The organism is Marinobacterium weihaiense, assembly GCF_019061305.1.
Lineage (GTDB): Bacteria > Pseudomonadota > Gammaproteobacteria > Pseudomonadales > Balneatricaceae > Marinobacterium > Marinobacterium weihaiense.
In genome coordinates this window covers 1-23,980 of record NZ_JAHQZT010000001.1, presented here as the reverse complement: position 1 = coordinate 23,980, position 23,980 = coordinate 1, and the positions used below count along the sequence as shown (strand labels likewise).

At 60.3% G+C, this 23,980-nt stretch carries 18 protein-coding genes and 1 pseudogene; 7 read left to right on the top strand and 12 right to left on the bottom strand.

The features are described from left to right. From KTN04_RS00095 to KTN04_RS00080, 4 genes are read left to right on the top strand one after another with little or no spacing between them, the layout of a single operon-like run. Window positions 1-1,653 carry a hypothetical protein gene (locus KTN04_RS00095; protein ID WP_217333172.1) on the top strand — a complete coding sequence of 551 codons (1,653 nt, stop codon included), beginning with the start codon at window positions 1-3 and terminating at the stop codon, window positions 1,651-1,653. Then, a complete protein-coding gene (locus tag KTN04_RS00090) occupies window positions 1,650-2,729 on the top strand; it encodes an AAA family ATPase (RefSeq protein WP_217333171.1) in 1,080 nt (359 codons plus the stop codon). The genes KTN04_RS00095 and KTN04_RS00090 overlap by 4 nt, the downstream gene beginning before the upstream one ends. 12 nt (window positions 2,730-2,741) lie before the next feature. Further along, complete coding sequence (locus tag KTN04_RS00085; protein ID WP_217333170.1) at window positions 2,742-5,033, top strand: DUF5682 family protein; 2,292 nt, start codon at window positions 2,742-2,744, stop codon at window positions 5,031-5,033. After that, window positions 5,033-6,232 (top strand): VWA domain-containing protein, encoded by a 1,200-nt coding sequence (locus tag KTN04_RS00080; RefSeq protein ID WP_217333169.1) that lies wholly within the window; start codon window positions 5,033-5,035, stop codon window positions 6,230-6,232. Before KTN04_RS00085 ends, KTN04_RS00080 begins: the two co-directional genes overlap by 1 nt. Window positions 6,233-6,242: 10 nt before the next feature. Here KTN04_RS00080 and KTN04_RS00075 read toward each other — a convergent pair whose 3' ends face one another. The 4 genes from KTN04_RS00075 to KTN04_RS00060 form a co-directional block, all read right to left on the bottom strand. Beyond that, complete coding sequence (locus KTN04_RS00075) at window positions 6,243-7,403, bottom strand: NAD(P)H-dependent flavin oxidoreductase (RefSeq protein ID WP_217333168.1); 1,161 nt, start codon at window positions 7,401-7,403, stop codon at window positions 6,243-6,245. 180 nt (window positions 7,404-7,583) lie between these two features. Next, window positions 7,584-8,516, bottom strand: coding sequence for a bifunctional OB-fold nucleic acid binding domain-containing protein/MaoC family dehydratase (locus tag KTN04_RS00070; RefSeq protein ID WP_217333167.1), 933 nt, complete (start codon window positions 8,514-8,516; stop codon window positions 7,584-7,586). A gap of 3 nt (window positions 8,517-8,519) precedes the next feature. After that, window positions 8,520-9,737 (bottom strand): thiolase family protein, encoded by a 1,218-nt coding sequence (locus tag KTN04_RS00065; protein WP_217333166.1) that lies wholly within the window; start codon window positions 9,735-9,737, stop codon window positions 8,520-8,522. A 10-nt stretch (window positions 9,738-9,747) separates the two neighbouring features. Beyond that, a complete protein-coding gene (locus KTN04_RS00060; RefSeq protein ID WP_217333165.1) occupies window positions 9,748-11,571 on the bottom strand; it encodes a long-chain-acyl-CoA synthetase in 1,824 nt (607 codons plus the stop codon). A gap of 392 nt (window positions 11,572-11,963) precedes the next feature. Here KTN04_RS00060 and KTN04_RS00055 point away from each other — a divergent pair, with 392 nt between their 5' ends. The 3 genes from KTN04_RS00055 to KTN04_RS00045 all read left to right on the top strand — a co-directional run bounded on the left by KTN04_RS00055 (window position 11,964) and on the right by KTN04_RS00045 (window position 16,532). Continuing rightward, the gene (locus KTN04_RS00055) at window positions 11,964-12,794 is read left to right on the top strand and encodes an alpha/beta fold hydrolase (RefSeq protein ID WP_217333164.1); all 831 of its coding nucleotides are present in this window, start codon (window positions 11,964-11,966) and stop codon (window positions 12,792-12,794) included. A 28-nt stretch (window positions 12,795-12,822) separates the two neighbouring features. Further along, entirely contained in the window at window positions 12,823-14,952 is a 2,130-nt protein-coding gene (locus tag KTN04_RS00050; protein ID WP_217333163.1) for an oxidoreductase, read from the top strand. Between the two features lie 305 nt (window positions 14,953-15,257). Further along, window positions 15,258-16,532 carry a PDDEXK-like family protein gene (locus tag KTN04_RS00045; RefSeq protein ID WP_217333162.1) on the top strand — a complete coding sequence of 425 codons (1,275 nt, stop codon included), beginning with the start codon at window positions 15,258-15,260 and terminating at the stop codon, window positions 16,530-16,532. On the opposite strand, the gene KTN04_RS00040 is transcribed toward KTN04_RS00045, so the two are convergent. The 8 genes and pseudogenes from KTN04_RS00040 to KTN04_RS00005 form a co-directional block, all read right to left on the bottom strand. After that, window positions 16,529-17,665, bottom strand: coding sequence for an acyl-CoA dehydrogenase family protein (locus KTN04_RS00040; protein ID WP_217333161.1), 1,137 nt, complete (start codon window positions 17,663-17,665; stop codon window positions 16,529-16,531). The genes KTN04_RS00045 and KTN04_RS00040 overlap by 4 nt on opposite strands. Continuing rightward, the gene (locus KTN04_RS00035; protein WP_254262266.1) at window positions 17,662-18,876 is read right to left on the bottom strand and encodes an acyl-CoA dehydrogenase family protein; all 1,215 of its coding nucleotides are present in this window, start codon (window positions 18,874-18,876) and stop codon (window positions 17,662-17,664) included. Before KTN04_RS00035 ends, KTN04_RS00040 begins: the two co-directional genes overlap by 4 nt. Before the next feature lie 20 nt (window positions 18,877-18,896). Further along, on the bottom strand, window positions 18,897-19,331 hold the full coding sequence (locus KTN04_RS00030) for an acyl-CoA dehydrogenase family protein (protein WP_217333160.1): 435 nt from the start codon (window positions 19,329-19,331) through the stop codon (window positions 18,897-18,899). Between the two features lie 9 nt (window positions 19,332-19,340). Beyond that, entirely contained in the window at window positions 19,341-20,336 is a 996-nt protein-coding gene (locus KTN04_RS00025) for a bifunctional MaoC family dehydratase N-terminal/OB-fold nucleic acid binding domain-containing protein (RefSeq protein ID WP_217333159.1), read from the bottom strand. A 54-nt stretch (window positions 20,337-20,390) separates the two neighbouring features. Next, window positions 20,391-21,173: an SDR family oxidoreductase gene (locus KTN04_RS00020; RefSeq protein ID WP_217333158.1), complete on the bottom strand. Its 783-nt coding sequence runs from the start codon at window positions 21,171-21,173 to the stop codon at window positions 20,391-20,393. Between the two features lie 312 nt (window positions 21,174-21,485). Next, window positions 21,486-22,556 carry a tartrate dehydrogenase gene (locus tag KTN04_RS00015; RefSeq protein WP_217333157.1) on the bottom strand — a complete coding sequence of 357 codons (1,071 nt, stop codon included), beginning with the start codon at window positions 22,554-22,556 and terminating at the stop codon, window positions 21,486-21,488. A gap of 42 nt (window positions 22,557-22,598) precedes the next feature. Then, a complete protein-coding gene (locus KTN04_RS00010) occupies window positions 22,599-23,750 on the bottom strand; it encodes a helix-turn-helix transcriptional regulator (RefSeq protein WP_217333156.1) in 1,152 nt (383 codons plus the stop codon). 85 nt (window positions 23,751-23,835) lie between these two features. Further along, window positions 23,836-23,980: pseudogene (locus KTN04_RS00005) on the bottom strand (electron transfer flavoprotein subunit alpha/FixB family protein); the annotation flags it as partial.

The following is a 23,980-nucleotide window of genomic DNA, read 5'->3' as shown; positions in this document are numbered from 1 at the left end:
ATGTCCGATACGCTTCAGGACCGGCTGGTCAGAACCGCTGTGACCGGCCTGAGCCAGGCCGCCGATCTGGATAGCCTGATCCCTGCCGATCTGACCGACACCTTTGTCCGTGAGCATTTCCGCTCCGATGCCGAATGTTTTCTGCAACTGCTCAGCCTGCAGCAACTTGAGCATTCCATTGCCCGCCTGCCCGCTGCCACCGACGCCATCGAGCCACTGCCGCCCGAGCCCGGCGTCGTGTTGCAGACGCCTGCACCACAATGCCTGACCGCCTTTGCCCAACTGCAAGAGCGGTTCACCCAAAGCGGGGTTCAGGCCCTGCTGTGCTGCATGCTCAACGCCGGTTACGCTTTGCCGGATGAGTTGGCCCTCAAGGCGTTTGGCGGTGGTTATCGTGGCCTGGATGATCTCTGTGGACTGGGCGCCAGCCCCCGTGTGCGCTGGATGCTCTCGCTGCTGCCCGCTTGGAGCCAGCGTCTGTCGACGGGCAGCAGTGACTGGATCGCCCCGGCCCAGCGCCTGCTGCGCCACCCTGATCAGGCCGTCAGCGATGCCGATCAGGAGCATTGGATTCAGATCTTCAACGATGGCCGTGCCAACCTGCGCGGATGGCTGATGCGCGCTCTGGCACGCACGCCGGCGACCGTTCAGGCCGGTTTCATTCGTGCCGCCTGGGGGCGTACCCGTGCAGAAGGGCGCACGGCACTGGTTCACTTGCTGGCCGGCATCAGCGACTGGTTATTGTCACCCGACGGCCAAGACATGCATGACTGGCTACATAACCTGCCCGACGAGCGCGCCACATCAGTACGCCAGCTGCTGGCCCTGTTGAAGACGCGGCTGCAGCTGGTTGCGGCGCCCGCTGATGAACACATTAATCGATTGAAACAGGCTACCGCGGCCTGTTTCACGACAGCCAAAAAGGCCCGATTCGACCTTCAGGCCCCGGAGGCACTGACACCTGAACTGATTACCCTGGGTGTGGCCGATATCAGATGCCATGAAGATCTGGACATCAGCAAGCCGGCCGCACGCCTGGGACAGCTGATTCGTCTGAGCGGCCCCAGCCTCTGGGCGGAGCTGCTCGACACCTGCGAAGAAGACGCCTGCCGTCTGCTGCTTGAGAGCCGCTATTGCAAAGAGCTGCTGCCGTTCATGCAGGACAGCCTCTTCTGGCACCGCCAGCTGCACCTGCTGCCGATCCTCTATGACGCGGCTGACCAGCCCAAACGTTTCCACCTGCAGCATAGCCTGGCGCGCCTGGCAGCGGGGCATGTTGTCAACCAGCCCCAGGCCGCTACCGCGTTGGTCGACAGCATTCGGCAGCAGGATGCATGGCATCTGCTGCAGCTGGGACGTTTTGACGAAGCCCTGCTCCTGGCGGGTGTTGAGCTCACGCCGACCGACAGCCTGCGCTGGTGGCAGCAGCTTCAACCCGAACTCATTGATGACTACGGGCCGGGCCCCTGCACCCTGCTGCTGCTCAACCTGACGACCGAGCAGCTCAATCGGCCGCCGGAACACAAGGACAAACTGACCGAAGACCAGCTCACGCTGTATCGCGACCACTGTCAACGAATTGGAGAGGCCATGGCGTTCAGACAATCCCTGACGCACTCACAGGCCAGCACATCGCAAGGAGACCACCCGTGAACGAATTGATCAAGCCACTGGCCGAAGACCGCTTTCAGGATGAAATCGAAATCCTCAAGGCCTGGGATGCCGAGAACGGACACGCACGCCCCTATGCCTGGCAGCTGTCGCCACAGGCGGTTGTGCTGTTCATTACCGGCGGCATGGCCGGCGATACCCCGATCAGTGCCAAGTACTTCGGTGCCGACCGGGCGGTTCAGGTCGCCGTTGCCACGCTGACCACCGACCGCGCCCTGCTGCTGTACGGCCCGCCCGGTACCGGCAAGTCCACGCTGTCCGAACTGCTGGCCGCCGCCATCTGCGGCAACAGCCAGTTGATCGTGCAGGGTACGGCCGGCATCAGCGAAGAAAAGGTGCTGTACGAGTGGGATTACGCCTATCGCCTGAGCAAGGGTACCGACACCGGCGCACTGGTGAAAACACCGATTTTCCGCGCCATGGAAGCAGGCATGCTGGCTCGCGTGGAAGAGTTGACGCGTATTCCGTCCGATGTGCAGGATGCGCTGATCACCATCCTCTCGGAAAAGATGATGCCGATCCCCGAGTTGAACACCGCTGTCATGGCCAGCCGCGGTTTCAGCATCATCGCCACTGCCAATGACAAGGACAAGGGTGTCAACGACCTGTCCAAGGCCCTGTCCCGCCGCTTCAACACTGTGCGCCTTGAGCTGCCGGACGACGAACAGACCGAAATCAATATCGTGGAGCATCAGGTTGGCAAACTGTGCAAGGCTGAAGACCTGCCGCTGCCGATCAACCTGACGGAAGAGATTCAGCGCGTGGTGCGCATTTTCCGCGAGCTGCGTGAAGGCCAGTCCGGCAGTGAAAAGATCGAAAAACCCAGCGCCACGCTGAGTCCGGCGGAAGCGATCTCCGTCATCAGCCAGGCAATCAGTATGTCGGCCTATTTTGGTGGTGACGATGCCATTCAGGCCGACCATATCGCCAGCGGCCTGGAAGGGGTCGTGGTACGCGAGGCGGAAGACCGACTGGTATTCCGCAACTATGCCGACCGCATCCTCAAGAACCGGGCCGCCGACCGCGACCTGGACGAAGCGCTGCGCCAGATTCTGTAACCGGGAGCACCGATGAAACTGGACGATCAGGTACACCTGCTGGGTATACGCCACCACGGCCCCGGCTGTGCGGCCGCCCTGCAGCGGGCACTGGAGGCCCTGCAGCCGGATGTCATCCTGCTGGAAGGTGCCAAGGAACTGGAAGACAGCTGGCAGGACATGCTCAAGCCCGACATGCAGCCCCCCGTGGCGCAGTTGCTCTATGATCCTGCCCAGCCCCGCTGCAGCATGATCTATCCCTGGGCCGAATTCACGCCTGAATGGCAGGCCATGCACTTCGCAGGTCAGGCTTCCATTCCGTTGCAGATGATCGACCTGCCGGCCTCGATCACCTTCAGTCTGGATGAGCAGGGCGATAACGGGAATCTATCTGCAGAAGCCGATATCGAGGCGGACAGCACCGAGCCTGAAGCAGAGTCAGGCACATCGCACCCGCTGCCCGAGCCCGACTCCCTCCACACGTTTCTGCACCGGTGCGGCATTGTGGACGCTGAAGTCTGGTGGGATCAGTACGTGGAGCACCATCGCGGCGGCCTCGATAGCTTCGCAGCCATCTTCGAGCTGGTATCCAGTGCGCGCCCCGACCCGCTATTGACCGGCGATCCGCGCGAAGCCCTGCGTGAGGCCTGGATGCGGCGCGAGCTAAGGGCCGCACGCAAGCAATACCACAACATCGTGGTCATTTGCGGCGCCTGGCACCTGCCGGCACTGGCCGCCAAGGCAAAGGTCAAAGATGACAACGCACTGCTCAAGGGCCTGCGCAAGCGCAAGATCGATCAGGCCTGGATTCCGTACACCTACCAGCGCCTGAGCACCCATTCCGGTTACAACGCGGGCATCGCGGCCCCTGGCTGGTATGAGCACCTTTACCGTTATCAGCATCAGGATGCCTCACCGGAGCAGCTGGCCATCGCCTGGATGGTCCGGGTGGCCGCCAACCTGCGCAGCCAGGGATTTGCCACCTCCAGCGCCCAGGTTATCGACGCCGTGCGTCTGGCGTTGAGCCTGGCCCGGCTGCGAGATCAGCATATGCCCGGACTGGCCGAGCTGATGGAGGCGGCCCAATCCGTGATGACTGAGGGCCGCCAGGCGCCCATCGAACGTATCGGGCCGTCGCTGCTGGTCGGCGAACGTATCGGCTCCATCCCGGCCGACAGCCCCATCCTGCCGCTGGAACAGGATTTCAACGCCACCCTGAAGCGCCTGCGCCTCAAGCGCACTCAGGAGCCGCAGCAGGTGCAGCTGGACCTGCGCCAGCCCAATGCTCTACTCAAATCACAGCTGTTCAATCGCCTGGACCTGCTGAGCATTCCCTGGGCTGCGGGAGGCGAGTCCATCGGAACCGGCACCTCACGGGAGACCTGGGATCTTAACTGGCAGCCTGAATTTGCCATCGCCTTGCTGGATGCCAGCCTCTATGGCAACACACTGGAAAGCGCGGCCACCGCCAGGCTCAAGGAACGGCTGGATACGGCAGACTCCGCCCCGGTGTTGCTGGACGCCGTGGACGCCCTGCTGCGCTGCCACCTGCCCGGCCTGATGGCACCGGCTATCCAGCGCCTGGGGGATGCCATTGCCGTCTCAGCCGACCTGGGTGAGCTGATGCAGGCCTTGCTGAAAATTGCCCAGATCATTCGCTATGGCTCGGTTCGTGCGCTCAGGGCCGACGAATTGATGCCGCTGACGGACGTGATCAGCATCCGTGTCTGCAACGGCCTCCCCCAAGTCTGTACCGGCATTGATGACGACGCGGCACGGGCATTGTTGCAGTCGGTCGATGCCGCGCACAGCGCCATCGGCATGCTCAGCCGCGATGACCTGCTGGAGCGCTGGCATGCCAGCCTGCAGGCGCTCTGGGCCAACCGCTGCATCCACCCACTGATTCAGGGCCGAGTAGGCCGCATGCTGCTGGATACCGATCGGGTCGAGCCGGAAGCGCTGGAGCACGAATTAAGCCTGCGACTCTCCGACCCCGAAGACCCCATGGCCGCGGCCTACTGGGTCGAGGGGATGCTGGCCGGCAGTGCTGCGGGCCTGATCTATGGCACGGCAGTTTTTCAGCTGCTGGATCATTGGCTGTGCCGCCTGAGCGAAGATCATCTACTGCAGGTGTTGCCGGTGCTGCGCCGAGCCTTCTCGTCTTTCAGCGCCCAGGATCTGCAGCTGACCGGCCGTCATGTGCGCCACGGTCACAATCGCCGTGCCGATACTCCCCATACCCATGATGCGCGCCTGGTCCAACAGGCCCGCCAGCAATTGGGCCGTTTGCTGGGCCTCGGCCTGCCGGCCACGGAGACGCCGTAATGACGATCAAGGACCCCAATCAGCCAAAATTGCAGCAGGACGAGCGTCAACGACGCTGGCGCCTGGTACTGGGCAACGACGCCGAGCTGGACACGCCGCTGTCTGAACAGGACACTCGGCTCGACCAACTGATGGAACAGCTCTACATACCGGGTGAAAGCCAGGGTGGGCGCTACGGGCACCACTATGGCCGCCGGCTGCCCAAGGCCGCACTCTGGTTCAAGGATATTCGTGCCCTCTTTCCGGAGAGTGCCGCCAGCATCATCCAGAACGATGCGCTGCAACGGCTTGACATGTCATCACTGCTGCAGGACCCCGCCTTTCTGGACGCGGTCAAGCCGGATATCAATCTGGTCGCCAGCCTGCTGATGATGAAGGACTACATCCCGGACGAGGCCAAGGACAATGCCCGCAAGCTGGTTAAGCAGCTGGTCGAGCAATTGATGCAGCATTATCGTCCGGCGGCTGAGCAGAGTATTCGTGGGGCGCTCAACCGTGCCAGCCGCAGCAACCGGCCGCGTCCGTCCGAGGTGAACTGGAACGCCACCATTCGCAAGAACCTCAAGCACTGGCAGCCCGAGGAACAGATCATCTTCCCCGAACGGCTAGTGGGCTATGGACGTCGGCAGCGACGGGCCAAGCAGGTGATCCTGTGTGTCGACCAGTCCGGCTCCATGGCGGACAGCGTCATTTACAGCTCGATCTTCGCCGCCGTGATCAGCTCCATGCCGTCACTGCACACGCAGCTGGTGGTGTTTGATACGGAGGTGGTTGATCTGAGCGAACAGCTGCAGGACCCGGTTGATATGCTGTTCGGTATCCAGCTCGGGGGCGGAACCGATATCGCCAAAGCCCTGACCTACTGCGAAGGGCTGATCACCAACCCCTCGGAGACGCAGCTGATTCTGATCAGCGATCTCTATGAAAACGGTGACAAGCAAGCCCTGCTGCAAAGTGCCCAGCGTATCATCGAGGGCGGTACCAATCTGGTCACCCTGCTGGCGCTGTCCGATGATGGTGCACCGATCTCCAACCGGCATATCGCCGGCCAGTTCACGGCGCTGGGCTCACCGGCGTTTGCCTGTACCCCCGATCTCTTCCCGCCCCTGATGGCCGCCGCACTGGAACGACGCGACCTGCACCAGTTTGCCTCCAGCCATAACCTGCCGGTGGTGACGGGTGAAGAATCGACAGTCTGATCAGGGTGAATCAGCGCGGCATGGATGCTTCGCGTGTGGGCGCCTGAGACTCACCCGACGCACAGACGCGCTGCAAACAGGCATCGGCCTCACGGGCAATGCCATGAATCAGATCCGATGCGCTGAGCAGCTGGTCAATCGAGGCCGCCACTTGGCCGCCGGACAGGATGCCCTCGTCCGGCACGCCATCGACCATGGAGCGCTGCAGCAGAACCGGCTGGTTGGTTGACATCACCACCTGTGACAGTTGGGCGGGATCTTCCTTGATCGCTTTGAAAAAGGTCTTGATCATGTGACCGAAGGTCATCCCGGTCTCGCGTTTCCAGCGGTAGGCACTGCCAAGGGCAATGAACAGCTTTTTCAGCGGCCCTGCCGCTTCCAGCTTCTTAATGAACGCATTTTCCAGAATACGGTGGCGCATGCCATCCACCGACCGGGTCACGCGAATCTTTTGAGGGTCATGGACCGCCAGATAACGTGCCTTCGTCTGCGCTGGCGTGGGTGAATCGGTGGTCATCATGAAGCGAGTGCCCATGGCAATGCCGGCTGCCCCCGCGGCCAGGGCCGATGCCAGCCCCCGACCGGTTGAAAAGCCGCCAGCCGCAATCACCGGCACCTCCACGGCATCCAGTACCTGAGGCAGCAGGATCGTGGTCGGGACTCCGCCGGTGTGGCCGCCGCCTTCACTGCCCTGAATGGTGATCATGTCGGCCCCCAGCTCCACGGCCTTGAGCGCGTGCTTGAGCGCCCCCACCGTCGGGATACACAACACTCCGGCCGCCTTGAGACGGCTAATGGTGACCTTATCAGGGCCGCGACCATAGCTGACAGCCTTGAGCCGGTATTTGATCGCCAGCTCCACGCATTGCATGGCGTTTTCCTGGAACATGTGGAAATTGAGGCCGAAATTGCTGCCGCCGGTTGCTTCGATCACCTTATTGATTTCAGCTTCCAAGTGCTGAGGTTCGATGGTGGCACCGGCCAGAAAGCCGAATCCGCCGCCACGGGTGGTCGCGATCACCAGGTTGGCGTCCGCAACCCAACCCATGGCGGTTTGAACGATGGGAAAACGGCATCCCAAACGGCGGGTCAACTCGGTGTCCAGATAGGCGCTTGACGGGGGGCGGGTTGGCTGCCGAATGATCAGAACATTGTTGCTCTTCACGGGCATGACGGGCTGTCATCATGACGGATTCCTCAACAGGCTTGGATATGCGCGGCTCACGTACCCGGCGGATACCCCTTGAGCGGGCGGGGTACGCTGGATTTAAGCACGACGGGGTATGTAAAAAGCGCCCTGCCGGAACAGGGCGAACACACAAGTACAGGGGCGAAACGGCAGATTGGGCAATCAGCGATACAGAATCACCAGCTCATTGACCACCGAGGGACGGTCATTACCCACGACGTAGATATTGACCTCAAGCGTCAGCGCAGTGCCCTTGCGGGACTGTTGCACTGACTTCACCCGCGCCCGGGCGTGGATCTCGGATCCGGCCGGAACGGGTGCCGGGAAGCGCAGACGGTCAGAGCCGTAATTGACCATGGTCTGGAATCCCGTAATTTCGAACGGCAGCGCAAAGTTCAGGCGCGACTGCAGGATCTGCACCAGTGCGCCGTGCGCGATGGTGGTGCCGAAGGGGCTCTCCTTGGCGGCACGTTCCGGGTCGGTGTGGATCCAGTAACTGTCACCGGAAAGCTCGGCAAAGGTGTTGATCAGTTCCTGATCGACCACAATGCGGTTGCTCCACTCGGTGTACTCGTCGCTGACCAGCGCCTGCAGGGCGGCCGGGTTATCGACGCCGACCTGCACCTGGCCCTGCTCATTGCGCGGCAGGCTGCCCAGCGGGTTCACGTACGGCAGGCTCTCCAGTGACTTGTCGGCACCGGTGAAGCGCAGCAGGGTGTTGCCCTTAGCATCCACCTGATTCAGCACCGGCTTGAGCGCCATGCCGACTTGGATCTCGTCTTCGGCCAGCCCCACCAGGGTAGTGTTGACGCGCACGCCCTGCGCCAGCTCCACCACCGCCAGGGCCTGCGGCATCTCGTCGGTAAATTCCGGCAGCGTCGGGATGCGGGTCAGGGTGTAGCTGTACAGCGTGCCCTCGCCGGATACCGGCTTCCACGCCAGGTCATGGGACAGGCAGTGGGTGCAGTGACGGCGTGGGTAAAACACCCAACCTTCACAGGCGTTACATTGCTGGATACGGATCTCGCCTTCATTGAGGCCCTGCCAGAAGGGCTTGGAGATCTCGGTCATCTCTGGCATCGGTTTCAGACTCATGGCTTAGCCCCCCTGCAGAATCAATGCGCCCTGTTCACTCATCACGCCGCCGGTCCCGGAGACGAACACCTGATCGCAGCGTTTCAGCTGGCGCGCACCGGCCCGCCCGGCGATCTGGGTGTAGGCTTCGATCACCTGTGAGAAGCCACCGGCGCTACCGGCCTGACCGAAGCTGAGCTGGCCGCCGTGGGTGTTGAGCGGGAAGTTCCCCTTGAAGGTGAGGTCGTTCTCCATGAGGAAACGCATCCCCTCCCCTTTCGGGCAGAAGCCGGCATCCTCCAGCGACAGCAACACGGTGATGGTGTAGCAGTCGTAGATCTGCGCCGCATCCATGTCCTGCGGCTTGACGCCGGCCATGGCGAAGGCGCGTTTGGCCGCCTCGGCGACCGGGGTTACGGTCATGTCGTTGGCATAGGACGGTGACTTGAACGACAGGCGCTCGCCAAAGCCCTTCACGTAGGCCGGGCGGTGCTTGGTCTTCGCCGCCAGCTCTTTGGAGGTGACGATCACGGCGGCACCGCCGGCGACCGGCATAACGATCTCCAGCACGTGCAGCGGGTCAGCCACCATCTTGGAGCCGAGCACCTCTTCCACCGTCAGCGGCTTGCCGTAGAACATGGCGTCCGGGTTGGCCTGAGCATTGGTACGCTGAGCCACACAGAGCTTGGCCATGGCCGCCTGATCATAGCCGTACTGCGCCGCGTAGCGCTGGGCAATCATGGCGTAACCGGTGTTCTGGCCCATATGGCCGTACGGCAGGTCGAACTCGGCCTCGGGTGCGCCGTACGCGGTGCTGTGACCACCAAAGCGCATGGCGCGCGCCATCCAGGCGGCATCTTCCGAAGGCGCCAGCGGCGCCATTCGCATCGGGATCACACACAGCACCGCTTCACATAAACCAAGCTCGATAGCCGCCGCCGCGCGCCAGATCATGCCAACCGAGGTGCAGCCGCCCAGATCGACCGCTTCGGCAAAATTGACCTCAATCCCCAGATATTCGGCGACCATGGCCGGCACGAAGACCGAAGCTTCATGAAACTGCGCACCGTTGACCACCAGGCCATCCAGATCACTGGCTTTCAGGCCCGCGTCTTCCAGTGCCTGGTCCGCCAAGTCGGCCACCTGCTCCAGGTGGAACATCTGTGGTGCCGTGGCATATTTTTCGGGCCGATACTGCGCGGCCCCCACAATGGCCGCGTCACCCTTTAATCCATACGTCATCGATTGATCCTCACTCGTGTTCGAAAGGGGGCAGGCCCAGACTGTTCAACAGACTCAGCGAATAGGGTTCATAGGTGCCGGTCTTGTCATTACGGACATACAGCGGATCTGAACAGTACTCGGGGCTGTAACCCTGGCGCTGAATATCGACCTTCCTCAACTTGAAGGTGGTGGTCAGGTCAGCTTCCTGACCAACGCGCACAAACAGCGGCACGGCATAACTTGGCAACCGTTCGGTGGTCAGGTCATAAAAGGCCTTGGGATCAAAGGTGGCCCCGTTCTGCATCACGATGGCGGCCATGCCGGCACGGCCTTCATGCTCGGGCACCTTGACGCCATAGATATTGATCAGCTCGGCGCCCTTGAAGTCGGACAGTGCCCCCGCGACTTCCTGGGTCGACACGTTTTCGCTCTTCCAGCGGAAGGTATCGCCGATACGGTCAATGAAGTAGATGAAGCCATGTTCATCACAGCGCAGCAGGTCACCCGAGCGCCACCAGCTGTCGCCCTCGCTGAAGACATTGCGCAGAATCTTCTGTTCGGAGGCTTCCCTGGAGGTATAACCCTCGAAACGGCCACCACCAGTATCAGGATGGTTGATGATCATGCCGATGCCTTCGCCAACTTCATTCGGCTCACAGAGCATCAGGTAGCCATTCTCATCACGGATATATTCATCGGACTCGATGTCATAGCGCACAATGCGCAGATTGGTTTTGCTCCAGTCCGGTATCCGCCCGCAGGCGCCGACATGATTGTCGACATTAATGATATTGGTATTGGACTCGGTAGAGCCCCAGCCTTCGAAAATGCCCATGTCACCAAAGCGCTCGATCCAGCGACGCCACAGCTTTTCAGACAGGCCGGCGCCCATCATCACCCGCAATGTATGGTCGGTACAGCGTGTATCCTGGTTGAGCAGGTAGCGGCAAATCTCCCCAATATACTGGCAGATCGTCACGTTATTGCTGCAGATATCGTCCCAGAATCGACTGACACTGAACTTGCGTCGCAGCACGATAGACGCCCCCGCCTTGAGGGCCGTGGAGGTCACCGATGTTGCCGCAGCGCCGTGATACAGGGGCAGGCAGCAGTAGAACACGTCCTCGGGTGTAGGGTGAATGGTCACGCCCATCACGTCACCCGTGCACAGCCAGCGCATATGGCTGTAAATAGCAGCCTTGGGCAGCCCGGTGGTACCGGAGGTGAAGATCATCAGGGCAGGCGTTTCGGCCGTGATATGCGCTCGATGCGAGCGCTCTACCCGCGTGTCCGATGCCTGTTCCAGCGCGTCCATGAAACCGCGGTCAAAGCCCTGCAGCACCGTTTCAGGGGCCGGTTTTTCAGGATCGGGCAGCAGCCACATCGGTACCCGGATACCGTCGGTTTCATGAAAATTCTGCGCACACTCTTCCCCCACGATCACGGCCTTTGCATCGGTGCATTCCAGCGCATGCACCAGCGGCCGACCGCTGATCTGGTTATTGATGAACGCGACCACGACTCCGATCTTGGCCAGGCCAAACCAGACCGAGAAGAACTCGGGTCGGTTTTCCAGTGCAAACGCACAGACATCGCCTGGACGCAGCCCGGATGCCAGCGCAGCCTGTGCCACGCGGTTGGCGCGCTGATCAAATGCCGCGTAACTGAGCCTGAGATCACCATAAACGAGAAAATCGTGCTCCCCCAGGCGGTCGACCTGTTCTTCCAGCCGGTCGGCAAGCGTGTAGTGGTCAGAAGGCTTGATCAGAGCAGCCGCAGCTGCACGAAGGTCCAGCTTGCGCTGGGTTTCCTCTCGGGGCGGTATTGACTGCGCGGTGCGTGCAATATTCATAAAAGGTTACCTTACATTCTTATAATAAGGGTTCAGTAAGCGTGAACTTTTAAGACCAACGATTAAAGCAAGGCCTTTTATATAAAGTCATGCCATTCAAAATGGATAAATAAAAGACCCTTTCCGTTGATGCTTGCGACTGTATGGTAAGATCAAACACTGCCTCATGAACCGGCGACCACCGGGCCAATCCGGTATCTGCGGCACACGCCAGATACGGCGTGTTCAGCAGTGATATCCATCACTTAACAAGGTGCTGCAATTTTCAGGGCCATGCATCCCTCAACAGGACTAACGAAAAGGTTTGCTCCATTTGGACGATGCCTGAAAACAGGGTTTTGCCTATTAATGTGTGTTGAATATCCGGCTTATAAAAACAAAGAGGAATCACCATGCAGCATCAAGACTTTCCACTTCCGGTTGGCCATTTTGTTGAACTCGAAAACGGACTGACTCTGCATTACCTGGACGTAGGCCAGGGCCCCACGGTTATTTGGCTGCACGGCAGCGGTCCCGGCGCCAGCGGGCACAGCAATTTCAAGACCAACTACCCGCTGTTTGCCGAGCAGGGCTTCAGAAACATCATTCTCGACCTGCCCGGCTTTGGCCGCTCCGACAAGCCGGATACCGGCAATTATGACCTGGACTTCTTTGTCGAGTGTCTGAACCAGTTCATTGAAGCCGTTGACCTCAAGCCCTGCACTCTGCTGGGCAACTCACTGGGCGGTGCCATCGCACTGGGCCAGACCCTGGCGCATCCCGACACGGTCGAGCGTCTGATCCTGATGGCACCGGGAGGCGTGGAAGAGCGCGAAACCTATTTCCAGATGGAAGGCATCGTACGCATGGTGGAGGTGTTCAACCGCGGCCCCATGGGCGTCGAGGAGATGCGCCATGTCATGCAGCTGCAGCTGTTTGATCCGTCTCAGCTGGAAGAGGAGCTGCTGATCGAGCGCGCAGCGGTTGCGGTCACTCAGCCTGCCAACCTGTTCTCGACCATGATGGTGCCCAACATGACCGAGCGCCTGCACGAGATCAAAGTTCCCATGCTGGGCTTCTGGGGCAATAACGACAACTTCAACCCGGTCGAGGGCACCTTCAAGTTTCTCGATCATGCGCCCAATGCCCGCTTCCTGATGCTGAACCGCTGCGGCCACTGGGTTCAGGTCGAGCATACCGACCTGTTCAACCGCACCTGCATCGACTTCCTCCAGCACGGTTGATCGATCGATATAAACAGGAGGTATGGCCGTGAACGCTTTCAAACACCTTCTCGCCCCCGGGAAGATCGGCAAACTTGAGCTGTCCAACCGCATTCTGCTGGCCCCCATGGGCTCGAACTTTGCCGAAGCGGACGGCCATTGCGGTGAACGCATACAAGCCTTTTACGAGGCCCGCGCCAGGGGGGGAGCGGGGCTGCTGACCATGGGCGTAGGTTCCATCGCCTACCCCGGCGGCACCGCCGAGCCCTACCAGGTGGGGATCTCATCGGATGACTTCATTCCCGGGCTGCGACAACTGACCGACCGGGTACACCGGCATGGCGCCAAGATCGCCATTCAGCTGCAGCATGCCGGCAAGTCATCGACCCGCGATCTGGCCGAAGGCCGTGAGCTGTGGGTGCCTTCGATGCCGCCTGCCGCCAAAACCGACATGTTCAATGCACTGACGCAATCGGAACTGGGCCGTTTCATCAGCTCGTCCAAGGGCCGTGAGCGGCCTGGCGTACGCATTCGCGTCATGGACCGGGATGATATCCGGCAAATGATCACCTGGTTCGCCGATGCGGCAGAGCGTGCGCAGAAAGCAGGGTTTGACGGCGTGGAAATTCATGCCGGTCACAATTACATTCTGGCCGGTTTCCTGTCGGGCTATTACAACCAGCGCGATGATGAATATGGCGGCTCGCTGGAAAACCGCGCCCGCCTGCTGCTGGATGTGATCCACGCCATCCGCGACAGGGTCGGCCCCGAGTTTCCGGTCTGGATGCGCATGGACGCGGTGGAAATGGATCTGCCCGGTGGCATCAACCTGGACGACGCCACCCGCACCGCGCAGATGGCCCAGCAGGCCGGTATCGATCTGGTCAGTGTCTCCGCCTATGCCAACCTGAGTACCGGCAATGCCTTCACCCAGGCGCCGATTCCACACGGCAAAGGACGCTTCCTGGAATGGGCGGCCCATTTCCGCACGCATCTGGATATCCCGGTCACCGCGGCCGGTCGCCTGGACCCTGAGGCTGCGGATCACGCCATCGCCGAGGGTCAGTGCGATTTCGTCGCCATGGGCCGCAAGCTGCTGGCCGACCCCGAGCTGCCCAACAAATTAAAGGAAAATCGCGCGGCCGACGTGCGCCCCTGCATCTACTGCTACGCCTGCGTCAGCCAGATTTTCGTCAACGAACGGGTCAAGTGTGCGGTCAACCCGCAGACCGGCCATGAATCCGAACTGCAGATCATTGCCAGCGATGCCCCGCACAAAGTGCTGGTGGTGGGCGGTGGCCCCGCGGGCCTTGAAGCCGCACGCGTCAGCGCCCTGCGCGGCCATCAGGTCACGCTGGTCGAACGCAGCGGCCGTCTCGGCGGCACCCTGTTTTTCGCTGCTCTAGCCTACCCGGAAAACGGTGCCCTGCTCGATTACCTGATCAAACAGGTACGCGAGCTGCCCATCGACGTGCGCCTGAATACCACCGCCGATGACACACTGGTCAACGCCCTGCAGCCCGATCAGGTGATCGTCGCCGTTGGTGCGCGCCGCAATGCGCCGGATATTCCCGGTGCCGATCAGAAACACGTCTGGTCGGGGGATGAGCTGCGCAAGCTGATGACCGGTGAAGGTGACGACATCGCCAAACGCAAGCTCAGCGTGACCCAGCGCATGATGATGAAATCCGGCTCGCTGGTGGGTGTCACCAACAGCACCGAAGCGATGCAAAGCCTGTCCAAGCTGTGGATGCCGCTGGGCAAGCGCGTCACCATTATCGGCGGCGGCCTGGTCGGGCTGGAACTGGCCGAATTTCTGGTGGAACGTGGCCGAGAAGTGCACGTACTGGAACCCGGCCCGGACCTGGGTGCCGAACTGGCCATCGTGCGCCGCTGGAAGGTGCTGCACAACCTGGAAAGCCACGGCGTCGCGATGGAGAAAAACACCCAGGTGCACACCATCGGCAAAAAGAGCGTCAACTACTCCGATGCCGAGGGCAACTGCCACGCAATCAGCACCGACTCCGTGGTACTGGCCATCGGCGCCGAAACCAACCCCTGCCTGAGCCGGTCTTTGTCCCGGCCCGGTTTGGAGATCATCAACATCGGCGACGGCAACGAGGTGGCCTACATCGAAGGCGCACTCACATCGGGCATGAAAGCGGCGCTGGCGGTCTGATTACCCCTGCATGCCTACCCCCACGGGAGCCCTGCCGGCTCCCGACCTGCCCACCGAGTCCTTGTGCCAATAGCCAGGTCGCTTGTGTTTTCGTAAGCTATTACGTACACAATACAGCCCGTGTTGCGGGTTGCCTCTCGTAATGGGGCTCCGCGGTCATTGCAGGTTACAGGGAAAGGGATTTTGCAGGTTATGCGCGCAACAGGTACTTCTAACGAAACCACCAACTTTCATTTTCTGGCCGAGCACGACGCGCTGAAACCGGCCCGCGCACCACGTTGCAAAAGCGCAAAGGCCGGGGCGGCATGAGCACCAACCGACACGCCTGCCCTCCTGCCTTCGCCCGTCTGAGTGGACGCGTCGAGCAGTGCCGGACAGAGGCCAATCGACAGGGTGAGCAATTCAATATCTTTGCCATTCTCGGCGTGCAGCGGGATGAAGCGCGCACCCACTCCCGCTTTCTGGCCGAACTGCTGGACCCCAATGGACGCCATGGCATGGGCAGCTGCTTTTTGCAGGTGTTCAAGAATGATCTGCTGCAACTGAACACGCCCGTCAGCTCACCCGTTCGCGTAACGCGGGAGTTGTCGACCGAGGAGCGCCGACGCATCGATATTGTCGTTGATATGCCGGATCGGCTGATCGGGATTGAAGTCAAAGTGGATGCGGCCGATCAGCCCGCGCAACTAGCCGATTACCATGCCGAACTGGAGCAGCGGGCTCGGGGCCGAAAACACGTCACCCTGGTGTACCTGACGCTGGATGGCAAGGCGCCTTCGGCCGACAGCCTGAAGGGTCTGGATTCACGACAGGTGCACTGCCTTTCATTCGCCCGGGATATCCGTCACTGGTTAAATAGCTGCCATGCAAGCAGCCAACCCAAGCCGGAGCTGGCCCACGGCATTCTGCAGTATAGGCGCTTGATCGAAACCCTTACAGGAACAGGCTTTACCATGACCTCCATGCTTGCCGACCAGCTGGCACACGACAAGGATGACCTCGGCACCGCACTGGCGGTCGCGGCGGCATTGCCAAAAGCCAAAACCCGCGTGATGCTGAATTTCTGGCAGCTGTTGCAGACACAGCTATTTGAAACCCTGGGCATCATGCCCGAGGTATACAACAGCAAGAACCTTAGAACACTGTGCCACGAATATTGCCATGGTAAGCGGGATAGCAAGCATGTCGGCCTGCGCATACCGATCAGCCGCCAGGATGGGAAGACGCTGTGTCTGTATATCAACCTCTATCATGCCATTCACTACGGCTTGCGGCTGGAAACCAAACCGGGAGTGCCCTTGGCATGCGCTAGTACTCGCGACCAGTTTCAAGGGCATTTCAAGGACGGTAACGCAGTCGCTAATCAACATAAGGATTGGCTGGTTTGTTATTACCATGACCCTGCACGGCAACCGGCCATCCTCAACTTCCACCACTTCAACGAGGCCGTGCTGGCGCTGGTTGAGGCTGAAAGCCGTCAAGCACGGGTGGAGGCCCTGGTGCAGCACCAGCGCCAGTTGATTGAAAGGGCCAGGCGCCTATTGGATTCCAATCGGCCCCTGCCTTCCATGCTTCCCTAGTGTGATGAGCGATTATCTTGATAGCCCCGCGCCAAGTGGTAATCGGCATCACCCAGCAGGGCCTGGAGCACACGGATACGCTTGAAGTACAGACCCACATCCAGCTCGTCGGTGACACCGATGCCACCGTGCATCTGAATCGCTTCACCGCTGACCCTGTCCGCCATCTGACCGACCTTCCATTTGGCCAGGCTGACTCGCTGCGCCGCCTGCGCATCATCGGCATCCAGGGCTGCCAGTGCCGCCATCAGGCTGGAACGGGCCAGTTCCAGCTCCACATGCATCCAGGCGGCACGGTGCTGTAACGCCTGAAACGAGCCAATAGGCACGTCGAACTGCACGCGGGTGCGCAGGTATTCCAGCGTGGTCTGGAACAGACTTTCGCAAGCGCCCTGCAGTTCGGCGGCGAGACAGGCACGGCCACGGTCCAGTGCGCGTTCCAGAATGGCAGCGCCCCGGTCCAGCTCGCCGATCAGCTGTTCAGGGGCCACCTGTACATGTGTGAAGCTCACCCGCGCCGTGTTGCGTGCGTCGATCAAGCGCTGCGGCTGCACCTCAACGCCGACTGTACCCGCCGGCACGATGAACAGGCTGATGGCATCGGCTGTCTGCCCGGTGCAGGCGGCGACAATCCAGCCGTCGGCCTGCAGGCCGTCCACCACCATCACCTTCTGGCCATCGAGCTGAAAACCGGTATCGGTGGGCACGGCGCTCAGGCTGACCTGATCGGGCGCATGTCGCGCGCCTTCATCCACCGCCAGCGCCAAACGCTTGCTGCCGGTGATCAGCTCACCCAGCCACTGTTCCTGCTGGGGTTCGCTGCCGCCCAGTTCCAGCACCGAGCCGCAGAGCACGATGGAAGATAACAGCGGCGAGGCGCTCAGGTGACGACCGGCGGACTCGAACACCGCACCCATGCCGGTATAGCCGAACGCCAGCCCACCCAGGTTTTCCGGGAACGGAATCGCACTCCAGCCCAGTTCGGTCATCTCCTGCCAAACGGCCGGTTCAAAGCCCAGCTCATCACCACGGTCACGCAGGGCGCGCAGGGCGGACACCGGGCTGCGTTCGGCAAAGAACTCCTGCGCCGTGTCCAGCAGCATGCGCTGCTCTTCGTTATAGATCAGGCTCATTGGGCGCCTCCTTTGGGCGCGTCAGGCAGCTGTAGCACTCGCTTGGCAATCACGTTCAGCTGCACTTCGGACGAGCCGCCGGAAATGGTCTGGGTGTAGCTCAGCAGCCAGGCCTTGCTGATGGCCAGCTCCTGTTCACCGAATTCATCGCCCTCCCAGCCCAGTGCCCGGTGCCCCATGACATCCACCAGCAGCTCGAATTTTTGCTTTTCCTGCTCGGTATGCACCAGTTTCATGATGGCGGCGATCCCGCTCACGTCCTGACCGGCGCGGGCCTGTTGGCCCATGCGCTGCACGGTCAAGTTATAGGCCTGCTCATCCAGCGCCAGCGATTGGGCCCGCGCCCGCAGCGCGATATCCGAGGGTGTCTGGCGATCCGGCGGCAGGTAGCGGTTGACGATCTCCATCAGATCAAAATGGTTCGGCAGGCAGAAATCGCCGAACTTGGACATGGCGCTGCGCTCGTGCTGCAGCAGACGCTTGGCCAGGGTCCAGCCACCGTTGAGCGGCCCGATCAGGTTGTCCTTGGGCACTTTCACGTTATCGAAGAAGACTTCGCAGAACGCCGACTTGCCGCTGATCAAGTCGATGGGGCGTGCCTCGACGCCCTCGGCGTGCATGTCCAGCACCACCAGGCTGATCCCTTCCTGCTTCTTGGCCGCCTGTGGATCGGTGCGCACCAGGCAGTACATCCAGTCGGACTTGTCGCCGTAGGAGGTCCAGATCTTGCTGCCGTTCACGACAAAATGATCGCCGGCATCCACCGCCGCCGTGCGCAGGCTGGCCAGGTCAGAGCCGGCATTGGGTTCACTGAAGCCCTGGCACCAGCGCACCTCGCCCCGCGCCATCGGCGGCAGCAGTCGCTGCTTCTGCTCTTCGGTGCCGTATTCCAGCAGCACCGGTCCCAACATCCAGATGCCCAGATTGATTTGGGGCGGGCGGCATTTCAGCCGCTTCATCTCCTGCTGCAGAACGGCGTCTTCTTCCGGGCTCAGGCCGCCACCGCCATAGGCGGTGGGCCAGTCGGGGCAGAACCAGCCCCGTTCGCGCATGCGCTCGAACCACAGGCGCTGGTCTTCGTTGAGAAACTCGACCCGCGAACCGCCCCAGACCAGTTCGCCGTCCCTGGCTGGTCCACGCTGGGATGCAGGGCAGTTGGCCTCCAGCCAGGCGCAAGTGTCGGCGCGAAACGCCTCTATACTGCTCATCATTGCGTCTCCTTTTGCCTGCCTCAACGCCCGCGCGGCATGCCCAGGCCAAACTGGGCAATCAGCTCACGCTGAATCTCGTTGGTACCGCCGCCAAAGGTCAGCAGGGTCTCGGCCGTTGCGGCACCCGCCAGCAGTTCACCGTGCTGCTCACCGGCAAAGGTCGCCAGGGCAGCCGCCGCCAGCTGATGACGCCACAAGGGCACCAGACCAAGGCCCTGCCCCTGGGCTTCCAGCACCAGCATCAGTTCGGTCATGCCCAGCCCGCTGCCGTCGAAGGCTTCCGGGATATACAGCGAATGCAGTCCGGTTTCGATACAGGTTTGCCACAAGTCCTGCATGATCGTCGCACCGGACTGGTCGAATTCGCGCATGCGTTCATCGGTGCAGAAATCCTGAAACAGGCCCTGGGCCATTTCAGCAATCGCACGCTGATCTTCAGTTAACGTAAAATCCATAGCAACTCCTCAGCCTGATTCAGGACGGAACACGGGAAGGACCAGGTCGTCATCGAAGGTTTTGAACTCGACCTCAACCCGCTGACCGATTTCAAGCGCCTCGGGGGCGATCCCGGAAAGCCCGGCAATCATGCGCACGCCTTCATCCAGCTCGATCAGCCCGATCGGATTGGGATAATCGAATGGCGGCACTTCCGGGTAATGCATCACGACATGCGAATACAGGTGACCCTTGCCGCTGCTGACGCGATAGTCCAGGTCGAAACTCTGGCAGTGGCTGCAGACCGGTGCCGGCGGGTGCTGCAGGCCGCTGCAGCGCTTGCAGTGCTGGATGCGCAGCTCGCTGTTGGCGCAACCGTCCCAGAAGAAGCGGGTATCATCACTGATGCCGGGACGCGGACGCTTGATGGTCGTGGCGGCCTTGGCCTCTGACTGGGTGTCGGCCGCTTGTGCATTGTCGAAGGACTCTTTTGAACGCGCGGGCCTGAATTTGAAGACGCGGAACAGGAGTTCACCGACTTTTTCGTCGCCGCTCTCTTTGACCGAATAAAACGGCATGACCTGAGTCACAAAAAAGCCGGTTCCCAGTGCAGTGGTTTTTTCTTCACTCACCTCTTTAATGATGGTGGTGTAATACAGCTTTTCACCCATGCGCAGGTAACGGTCAAACTGCAGTTCAGAATTGACGGCGACGACTGATGCATAGCCCTGTTTTTCCAGCAACCCCAGCACTTCATACGGATTTTCATCCGTGGAGCCCGGCGGATAGTTATTCATGTGCAGCCCTTCAAGGCACCAGGGCTGCAGCATGGCCGGAGGGGCGACCAGTTCGCCGAATTCGGAATTTTTTGCATACTCCGGGTCGGTATACAGCGGGTTTTCAATACCCATGACTTCACACCAGTGGCGCACCATCATCGGGTTTACTTCATCCCACGCATAGACGCGGCCATATTCTCGACCGACCAATGCATGAACCTCTGACAACCATTCGTATTCAGCCAAAACGCTTCTCCTCAAGCCATTGAGGTCACCTGTTGCAGGCGACGCCGAGTCATTTCAGTGTGTTGTTGTACTCGCTTGCAGGAAGGCGGGACGCTCGCCCCCTCCGTTGAGCAGCAGGTTGCTGCCACTGGCATAGGCCGCCATGGGCGAGGCCATGTACAGGCAGGCATTGCCGATATCCTCCGGCTGCCCCAGGCGTCCTGCAGGGATGGTGTCAGCCACCGCCTGAATGCCCGCGCTGTCACCGTAGTGAAGATGAGATTGTTCGGTTTCGATGAGCCCCGGACTGACCGCTGCCACGCGCACTTTCGGCGCCCACTCAACAGCCAGTGACGCCGCCAGTGACAGCACGCCCGCCTTGGCCGCACCATAGGCCGCCGAGCCGGGAGAGGCCCGTAGCGCGCTGATACTGCCGATGAACAGGATGCAACCGCCCTCTTCCTGCGCCTGCATGTGGCGGTTGGCCAGCTGGGCCAGGTTCAGGGGGGCGATCAGATTGAGGCGCAGAATACCTTCATGAAAACGGGGGGATACTTCGCCCGCCAGGGCATGGGGCGCACCACCGGCATTGTTCACCAGCACATCCAGCCGGCCGTAATCATTGATGATCTGCTGCAGCGCTACCTCGGCCGCGTCATAATCACGTACATCCAGCGGCATGAAGACAGCCTCGCGGCCATTGACGGAAGGCAGTTTCTCGGGAGCGTTGCGACCACATATAATCACGGTCGCCTGTGCCGCAAGAAAGGATTTTGCAATCCCGTAACCGATTCCTTTTGTACCACCGGTTACCAGAACCACTTTACCGGTATAATCAAAATTATCTGTTCCAGTCATATATGCCTCCAGACATCTCATTTATATAGTCTAGGCAGTGTCTTGCCCTGCAATCTACGTCCAAATGGACGGTGTTTGAGGGTTAATGAATGAAAAGATAATGTTTAATACAATTACACCTTTAAATGCCGGAAGCCGGTTTATTAAAACGGCACACGCGTATTGACGTGCAGGCCTTATTCAAGGCGCTGGAGCAGAATAAACAGAGAGACGGGACCCCGAATGGGTCGCCGGAATGGCGGTATTGATGATAGCCGTGCGCACGCCAGTGGAAAGCGCCGGGACGTGACATCTACGCCCCGGCTTAAACGCTCAGTGCGCCGCTGCAATCGCCTTTACAAGGGCGTCACCCAGCGCCTGGGTGCTGGCGGTGCCGCCCATGTCTCGGGTCAGGCTGTCCCCGTTGCGGATGACATCTTCGATGCCTTGCATGATGGTGTCATGCATGTCGTCACAGCCCAAATGTTGCATCATCATGGCCGCCGCCCATACGGTGCCGATGGGATTGGCAATGTTCTGCCCGGCAATGTCGGGCGCGGAACCGTGTACCGGCTCGAACATCGACGGGAAACGATGGTCCGGGTTGATATTCGCCGAGGGTGCAATGGCGATGGTACCGGTACAGGCCGGGCCGAGATCGGAGAGGATGTCACCAAACAGGTTGGAGCCGACAATCACGTCGTAATGCTCCGGCATGCGGACCAGGTTCGCGGTAAAGATGTCGATGTGATACTGATCGACCTTGACCTCGGGATACTGCTGCGCCATGGCTTCGACGCGGCTGTCCCAATACGGCATGGAGTGGAACAGGCCATTGGACTTGGTCGCCGAACTCAGATGTTTCTTGTCACGTGATTGCGCCAACTCAAAGGCGTATCTGAGGATACGATCCGTGCCCTTGCGGGTAAAAATGCTCTGCTGCGAAACGATTTCATCATCGGTGCCTTCATACTGGATACCGCCGATATTGGAGTATTCCCCCTCGACGTTCTCGCGTACGACATAGAAATCGATATCGCCTTCCTTCTTGCCCGCCAGCGGTGATTGCAGGCCTTCGAACAGACGCACCGGTCGCAGGTTCACGTACTGATCAAAGGCACGACGGATCGGCAGCAACAACCCCCAGAGCGAGATATGGTCGGGCACGCCCGGAAAACCCACGGCCCCGAGGAAGATGGCATCGAACGCTTGCAACTGCTCCAGGCCGCCTTCAGGCATCATCCGCCCGGTACGATGGTAGGTTTCACAGGACCAGTCAAAGTGAGTGTAGTTGAGCCGAATACCCTGCATTTCGGCCACGGTATCGAGTACCTTGATCCCCTCCGGAATCACTTCCATGCCGATTCCGTCACCGGGAATCACCGCTATATTGAATTCTTTCATGTCATCTCTTTTATTCTTGAGGAGTTTGATGAGTATTGATGCTTACAATTCATCACTGCCCAGTGCCGCAACACTGTTGACATAGACACGCACCAGCTCGGTCTGGCGCCGAATACCGGTCTTCGAAAAGATGGATCTCAGGTGGGCTCTGGCCGTGTTGCGCTTGATGCTCAGCGCCTCGGCGGCATCTTCCAGTGACAGGCCATCGGCCAGCTTGAACGCCAGTGCGTTTTCCGCCGTGGTCAGTCCGAACAGCTTGCGTGCCACATCCACATTGGCATTGAGCTTGCCGGCGGCGTCACGGATATAAATCATGGCGATTGGCGTACTTTTGCCCTCGGACCATTTGTTGACCGGAATCGGCTCCACCACCAGCCCCAGGCTGACCTCACCCGAGGGCCGGGTAATCGACATGGCGCCCGGCAACACCTGGCATTCGCCGCTCAAGGCCGCATCAAAGGCTTCCTTGACCAACCGTTTCAGCTCCTTGTTGTCCGAGGGATACACGGCCTCAAGCCGGCCGCCGATGATCTTCAGACCGTCGCAGGCGTCAATGATGCTGCGGGCATAAATGTTTTCATCCAGCACCGTGCCCTGCTCGTCAATCAGCAAGGTGGCGATCGACAGCTTGCTGATGGCACGGGAGTAGACCGATTCGATCTTCTGGCTGTGATCGATCTGCTTGTTGATTCTCAAGGCCCGACGGATATGCGGCAGCAGCCGCTCACACAACTGCTTGTCATCACAGGCAAACGGCTGCTGATTTTCACCGCGCGTAATTCTGAGCCGCAACAGGCCCGAATCCTGGGTCGTGATATCCACCCCCATCACGTGATAGACATCCGAAGGGGCAAGCCAATGGGTCCGAAAGGCGTTTTCACGCCAGTTGGCTTCTTTCATGATATCGAACACGGTAAAGACCTGATCCGGCTCCTGATTGTGAAAGGGGGTCAGGTTGTGACGGTAGGGAAAGGAGATCATCTCACCCGAGTTGTCCAGATCACCGACCGATACCATCAGGCCGATATTATCCTCGTCCTGAGCATGAGGCATGCGGATGATCAACGTGACATAGTTGGCACTGAAGATATCCTTGATAATCTCCAGCGCAACACCCCAGTGTTCATTATCGATGGTTGCCTCGTACAGTTCAGACAGAAACTGATCGAGGCTGTCGGCGCTAATCATGCTCATGTCATGTCCCTTGTTTTTATAGTAATCAGGCGGCTTGGCTGCCGGCTTCATCACATGCACGGGTGATCGACAGCCAGGGGCCGTTTCAGCGGGCCAGTGTTTGGGTCAGGGCCGGAATGGCTTCGAACAGGTCGGCTTCGAGGCCGTAATCGGCCACCTGGAAGATCGGCGCGTCGGGGTCCTTGTTGATCGCGACGATCACTTTTGAATCACTCATGCCGGCCAGATGC